The 6,638-nt window shown below is 36.1% G+C and carries 6 protein-coding genes; 2 read left to right on the top strand and 4 right to left on the bottom strand.

The features are described 5' to 3' along the window. Nucleotides 1–692: 692 nt before the first annotated feature. Nucleotides 693–1,843 (top strand): IS3 family transposase gene (locus AC3CAU_RS13680; RefSeq protein ID WP_447053488.1). Its coding sequence is split into 2 segments (ribosomal slippage): nt 693–933 and nt 933–1,843, totalling 1,152 coding nucleotides; the frame shifts between segments, so codons are not numbered across the junction. A 65-nt stretch (nt 1,844–1,908) separates the two neighbouring features. On the opposite strand, the gene AC3CAU_RS13675 is transcribed toward AC3CAU_RS13680, so the two are convergent. The 4 genes from AC3CAU_RS13675 to AC3CAU_RS13660 form a co-directional block, all read right to left on the bottom strand. Then, nucleotides 1,909–2,175 (bottom strand): hypothetical protein, encoded by a 267-nt coding sequence (locus AC3CAU_RS13675; protein ID WP_447053489.1) that lies wholly within the window; start codon nt 2,173–2,175, stop codon nt 1,909–1,911. A gap of 125 nt (nt 2,176–2,300) precedes the next feature. Beyond that, a complete protein-coding gene (locus AC3CAU_RS13670; protein WP_284702733.1) occupies nt 2,301–2,426 on the bottom strand; it encodes a hypothetical protein in 126 nt (41 codons plus the stop codon). A gap of 262 nt (nt 2,427–2,688) precedes the next feature. Further along, entirely contained in the window at nt 2,689–3,279 is a 591-nt protein-coding gene (locus tag AC3CAU_RS13665) for a hypothetical protein (RefSeq protein ID WP_447053490.1), read from the bottom strand. 847 nt (nt 3,280–4,126) lie between these two features. Beyond that, nucleotides 4,127–4,609: a VOC family protein gene (locus AC3CAU_RS13660; protein ID WP_205755850.1), complete on the bottom strand. Its 483-nt coding sequence runs from the start codon at nt 4,607–4,609 to the stop codon at nt 4,127–4,129. A 1,085-nt stretch (nt 4,610–5,694) separates the two neighbouring features. Here AC3CAU_RS13660 and AC3CAU_RS13655 point away from each other — a divergent pair. Then, a complete protein-coding gene (locus tag AC3CAU_RS13655) occupies nt 5,695–6,606 on the top strand; it encodes a LysR substrate-binding domain-containing protein (RefSeq protein WP_447053491.1) in 912 nt (303 codons plus the stop codon). Nucleotides 6,607–6,638: the final 32 nt, after the last annotated feature.

Here is a 6,638-nt window from a genome sequence, read left to right as displayed (position 1 = left end):
TCATAATCTCTTAATGATCTATCTTGCTCTTCGTCAGAGACAAGTTTCAACGCAACAAAATAAACAACTTAACCAAATCAGCTCAGTTCAGTTCGTTTGCTGTATCGCGTCGGGATGCTGCGTATTCTATACAATTTATTAAGGGACGCAACCCCTTATTTCACGTATTTGCAATGAGTGTTTGTTTTTTGGTCTGATCTGCTAAAAAAATTGTATTTTTACTCGTTTTTTAATCGTATTTATAAAGAATCTACTTAAATAGATTTTTGAACTGATTTTTATTATGGGTTTAGCATCTATATTATTATGTTTACCACCTTAATCTGCCTCGCTAATCTGTATTTCAATTTTTCTAAATTTGACGCAAATTCTCCAAGAGTAAATTTGCCTAAAAAACTGTAATAAGGAATAGGCTGGTTTATCTTGTTCATTCTAGCCAACTAAAAAATAAAAGAATTACAGCTATCATTTTTATCTATGTATCGGCTTTGTATAAATCCATTAATTTCCAAACAACTCCTATATGCTTTCCTAAAATTTTTTTTCCGCTATGAAGGCTCCCACCTTCCTAACAATTGAACAATCGAACTTATTTTTATTCCTAAAAGTCGATTTTTATATTTATCTTTGAATAGCCACCGATTTTGTAGACACTCTTTAGTTAGATAAAATGGCTAATTAACGAGGTGTTTATGAGCAGTAGCAAACGATATCCTGAAGAATTCAAAATTGAAGCAGTAAAGCAAGTGACTGAAAAAGGTCATAGCGTGGCTGAAGTTGCCGCACGTTTAGGTATAACCACGCATAGTCTTTATGCCTGGATTAAACGTTATGATCCTCAACAGCCTAAAATCACAGAATCTGGTGATCCACTTGCGGAATTGGCAAAGCTAAAAAAAGAACTTCAAAGAGTCACAGAAGAAAGAGACATATTAAAAAAAGCCGCGGTGTACTTCGCAAGCCAGTCCAGGTGAGGTATGCCTTTATTCAGGACAACCAGCGTATCTGGCCGATCCGTCGTTTGTGTTCAACTTTAGATGTTCATCACAGTGGCTATTACGCATGGTTAAAGCAACCCATCAGTAAGACTGCTCAGAAACAGCAAGAGCTTTCAGGATTGATTAAACAACTCTGGCTCGAATCTGGTGGAGTTTACGGCTATCGTAAGATTTACTGTGACTTAAAAGACATAGGTGAAAGTTGTGGAATCAATCGAGTCCATCGGTTGATGAAAGTGGGTGGTCTTAAATCACAACGTGGCTATCGTAAACCTAGAGTACATACTGGGACTTCAGCGGTTGTGGCTGAAAATACTTTAGATCGGCAGTTTAATCCAACTCATCCCAAACAACTGTGGGTGACTGACATTACTTATATTCGTACACATGAAGGATGGCTATACCTTGCTGTGGTGATTGACTTATTTTCACGTCTTGTTGTTGGTTGGTCTATGAAATCGAGAATGACGACAGATCTGGTTTTAGATGCCTTATTGATGGCTCTATGGCGAAGGAAACCGAAGAACAAAGTACTCATCCACTCAGATCAAGGTAGCCAATATACAAGTCATGAATGGCAAGATTTCCTCAAACATCATAATCTGGAAAGTAGTATGAGCAGGAGAGGAAATTGCCATGACAATGCTGTTGCTGAGAGTTTCTTTCAGTTGCTAAAGCGAGAGCGTATTAAGAAGAAAATTTACGTATCGAGATCAGATGCTAGAGCAGACATATTTGAATATATTGAAATGTTTTACAACTCGAAACGACGACATGGTTCCAATGGTCAGCGTTCTCCATTAGATTATGAAAAGGCCCATCAAAAGATGGTTACGTGTGTCTAGAATTTTAGTGGCTATTCAAAGGCACATACTAGCTCTCATACATCACTAGTTCTTAATGATGCGCATTAATTTAATTGTTTATATATCCATTCTAAAAAATCAGTTTTATTTCTTAATGGAGGTGATAAATCAATATTTACTATTTTACGACTGCCAAACATAATAATAACGTTAGAAGGCGAGTCAAATTTTATCCCGGATTCATGATCTTGATGAATTTCAGTAAAAAAATCTAATAATTGGTCCTGATTTTTTTTTACTTTAAATCCTGGTCGTACGACAAGAAAATTGTAGACTTGTTCTAACAAATGAAAATTAACGTTTTTATCCATTTTTATTATCTATAGAATTAAATAATTGAGGCTTAATATGCCCGACTTATTATTAGTGGTTTGTTGAAGAAATGTTAATCTAAACACTGCCCTCTATTAAAACCGATTTAATCATAATTTTGATTTTACTTGTCTTTATCCATTGAGTGAGGTGAAGTGGTTTTATCTTGCTGTGAAGTATCAGTATCCCGTTTTTGACATGCAGTTAAACCCACTACTGCTACTAATCCTACTATTACTAGTAATTTCATTGTTTATCCTTATATTGATTGAAAATCAATAATATAATAATTACTCAGTTACACCGTTTAATTTTTATAACACAAATGTAAAAGCCCACTTTTCGATGAGCTTCTAAGTTTTAAATTTTACCTATACTTTTCAAAAGTATAATAGGGAATTAATCCAAATTTACAGGGTTAATTTTTTTACGAGCCGGAAAATTCTTTAAACTGAACTCCTGAAGTTAAAAGTTTGATCATAAATAAATTATTTGTCTCCTTATTTTCACTATTATTTCACAGGAATCATTAAGTGCTGATAAGGAGTTCCATGCCACATTACGTAGGGGACAGCAGTGTCTGGTTGAGCATGATTGGGGTACATGTCATAGAAGCGGGATTCTGCACCAACGATCATGACATGAGGGCCAGTTTTGACCCAGTGATTCCCCGCGGTGGGTTTCTTGGCATAGGGATCCACGTTACTGGCATCCGTGCCACCTGCCAGCATATACATGAAGCCGATTTTACCCACTGTAGGGGGTTTGTGACTCATCCAGGCTTCTGCCCACTCCAAAGCTGCCTTATCCATACACATCGGGTCTGGACCGGGAGTGGTCGGATTATCCGGCATACAGGTAAAACCATTATTGCCTTTACGCAAGATGCGCATTCTGCCATTCGCACCTATAGCCACAATAGTGGCCGCTGCTGCTACTTTTTTTGGCGCAGCACTCATGGCACTGGCGATGGCATTCTTGTCTGCTGTAGAGGAAGCTTGTTCTGAACCAACTTTAGCCGCTATGGGTTGGTCAGCTGCTAAAGCGGCGGATGCAGATAGCGCAACCCATCCGGCGATAAGTAATACTTGGGGAAAATTCATGGCATGTTCTCCTTGAATCATAAGTAAAGTACTTGGTTATACCCCAGATCAAGAATGACAATCGACACCTCAACTGCTTTTGAGGGTATTGCTTATTGCTGTTATAAAGGCCATTTTTTTAAAGAGTACTTTTATTCGAGGCTATTAAAGTGGTGACCGTATCTATGGGAATCAGTGACAATAACGATCATGTTATGACGCGTGTCGTAGTATTCCTGCGTATTCTCCGAATAGAAAATTGCATTCTTAACGCCTAAAAGTTACATAGCCTATTTATCAGAGAGCTAAAAAACAGAATCAAGCATAGCTATTCTTATCAATTAACTACTTTTAATCATATTTTATGCTTACTTCAACTTGATGTACCACAATGCTCATATTCCATAACAAATAAAACTATTAGGACATAATAAATTACATACCTAAAAAACTGTATAGCGAAAAAATTATTTAATATTCAATTAAATATGATAACAATTTAATAAATTATTGATCTCGAAAAAAAAGGTATTTAATTCAATAATTCCAGTGAAAATACATGCTACAAACTTTTATATTTAGTTAAATTCTATTATGCGCAATAATAAAACACCCTTTAAATACTGACTTTAAAAGTTTTTTATATTCCTAGAGTTTTTTCGATTTCATCAATTAAACTCCGATCACAACCTATTAATTTAGAAGATATTTTAGCGATTAGAAACCTATGGGAGGAGCGTTTGGTAGAATCGGGTGATCGTTTAAACTTTACCTAAAGATAGCGTTTAAGAGAAGAAATCAAAGGTTTGAATCAAGTGATACGGCAATGCAATCTCGACTTGAATAAATTATTAAATTATCCATTATTTCAACCACGAACTGCCGCTTCTATAGCAGAAATATCGATTTTCCTCATCGTCATCATTGCATCGAAAGCCCGTTTGGCGGCTGTACGATCAGAACTGGTATATGCCTTTGTTAGGGCGATCGGCGTAATCTGCCAAGAGATACCCCACTTATCCTTGCACCAACCGCATTCACTCTCCTCGCCACCATTGCCAACGATCGCATTCCAGTAGCGATCCGTTTCATTCTGGTCTTCAGTCGCAACCTGAAAAGAGAACGCTTCGTTGTGCTTGAACGCAGGTCCACCATTAAGTCCAACGCACGCAACACCCAGCACGGTGAATTCGACCGTCAATACATCTCCTTCCGTTCCCGATGGATAATTTCCAGGTGCGCGGTGCACTGCGCCGACCGATGAATCCGGAAATGTCTCGGCGTAAAATCGCGCAGCGCCCTCAGCGTCATTTTCATACCAAAGGCAGATCGTGTTCTTTGCAATGTTCATCATTTCACCTCTTCATTGAGACTCGATCTACGCTATTTTGCATGACTGCAATGTGGCTTACATATCGGTCTAACTAAGTTATACGACACCTTTTCCATATTTAACTAAAAAATCCAATAAACCTATTTTATAATTGTATTTTTATTGATCTAAATATATATCTGAGTAATTAAAACTAGCCATTTTTTGATGCTTAATAAATGTTTTATAAAGAAATCTAATGAAAATAAAGCCTAATCAACCATATGTTGATAATTTTTTAAACAATTCATTTGGGTATGCCAATCTGATATACCTAAAAGTACCGATTTCATTCTAAATAGAATCATGAGCCGGGCTTTGCTGCAAATTCCGTCACAAGAAGTTATTCGCTAATATACTGATAAAACGAACAAGCCCGTATCTAAAACTATCCAACCCAGTGATCAGATTTATATAAACTACTTACAACTATCAATAAACCGTTAAGTCAAATAACACTCAATCTATTGGTCATTTTCCCAATAATAAGAGTGTATTCTCCCTTTTTTAAATGGAAATTTAACTTATTAATTCAATTTGAAATAGTGTCAGCAGAATCTGAAAGCCACATATCAATTCCATACCCCTATCCCTTTAAAATCTTTTTTAAAACACCTTATTTTTTAATTATATCAATGGAATTAATTACTAAATCTGCTATACCTATTTTGCCTTATGCTATTTTTATCCATTAGAAATTATTCCCACACAAATAATAATTTCGCGTGCCATAATTCAAATCTGTTTAGGGCTATTTCTTGTAGAATATATTTTCAGGGTAACAATACGAAAAAATTCCAGCTCAAGAATAGTGAAACTCAAACTATTTCTAGCTGATACGTACTTATTCAGAAACTGATGAAAAACCGTATGGCCAATAATGACAAAGTGCTTCGATCACCAATTTCATGTTCGCATAGCAGGATTGAATAAGTTTATTGGATTGACCCAACCCCACCCTCAAGTTCTATTTTTCACTTACTCAATGCGGGTTTACTTTAGCTTTCGAATGTTTATACAACTCATTCTGTCATGAGCAAGATTATTTTAATGGATAAATTTAAATGAAAATTGATGAAGATTTAACTTTAAAAAAAATTCAAATTTTTTTATCTTTTATGCGATGTGGCAATTTATCAAAAACGGCTGTTGAAATGCAGATCAGTAATGTCAGTGTCCACAAAGCCTTGCATTCTCTTGAAAACTCGTTACGTTGCCCTTTATTTAAAAATGAAGGGCGCAATTTAATTCCGTTAAAGAGTGCCTACGTGCTGGAAGAATATTCCAAGAAAATTATCCAGGACATTGTCACTACCGTGAATAAAACACGTGAAGCAGCAGGATTTGCCTCAAAAATATTTCATCTAGGTTCCTTGTACTCCTTAACCGTGACCACTTTGCCCAGCATTATCAGTGGGGTAAAACTTAGACGGGGTGAATTAGATATCCAGCTCTTGCTGAGTTCAAATATCGATTTAGTCAAAAAACTAAAAGAAACAGAGCTGGATGCAGTGATTGTCGCACTGAATGAAACCACCTCTGGTCAGGATTTTGAACATTTACCGATGTTTGAAGATGACATTTTTTTAGCAGTAAATAAAGACTCCAAGTATGTGGGATGTGATGAAATTGATTTAAGCCTGCTCAAAGATGAAACCTTCCTGACTTTGGCAAAAGGCTTTGCAACCCGTAGCGATAGTGATGTGCTATTTGAAAAAGCCAAAATTGATCCTAAAGTATTTTTACAGGTTTCTGATATTTTCACTTTAATCAGTATGGTCAATTCAGGGGTTGGTTTGGCGTTATTACCAGGACGTATTGCAACGATTTATGAAAGCTCGGTTAAACTGATTCGGTTAAAGCAGGAGTATCGAATCAAACAGAAAATTGGTCTGGTTTTTTTGAAAAGTAAGGAGCGCGATCCTAACTTATTGGCATTAATTGCTGAATGCCGTATGTTTACAAGAAATTTTTAAATTAAAAATTGGGCAAAGGATTGATTATCAAT

The sequence above is a fragment of the Acinetobacter sp. GG23 genome, from assembly GCF_057766365.1.
Note: the sequence above shows the minus strand (reverse complement) of the source record. Positions and strands in the feature narration are given on the sequence as shown.

Excerpts from the sequence above, each read along its gene's own strand:
- AC3CAU_RS13665 (WP_447053490.1), bottom strand. The coding sequence starts at position 3,279 with ATGAATTTTCCCCAAGTATTACTTATCGCCGGATGGGTTGCGCTATCT.
- AC3CAU_RS13660 (WP_205755850.1), bottom strand. The coding sequence starts at position 4,609 with ATGAACATTGCAAAGAACACGATCTGCCTTTGGTATGAAAATGACGCT.
- AC3CAU_RS13655 (WP_447053491.1), top strand. The coding sequence starts at position 5,695 with ATGAAAATTGATGAAGATTTAACTTTAAAAAAAATTCAAATTTTTTTA.
- AC3CAU_RS13670 (WP_284702733.1), bottom strand. The coding sequence starts at position 2,426 with ATGAAATTACTAGTAATAGTAGGATTAGTAGCAGTAGTGGGTTTAACT.
- AC3CAU_RS13675 (WP_447053489.1), bottom strand. The coding sequence starts at position 2,175 with ATGGATAAAAACGTTAATTTTCATTTGTTAGAACAAGTCTACAATTTT.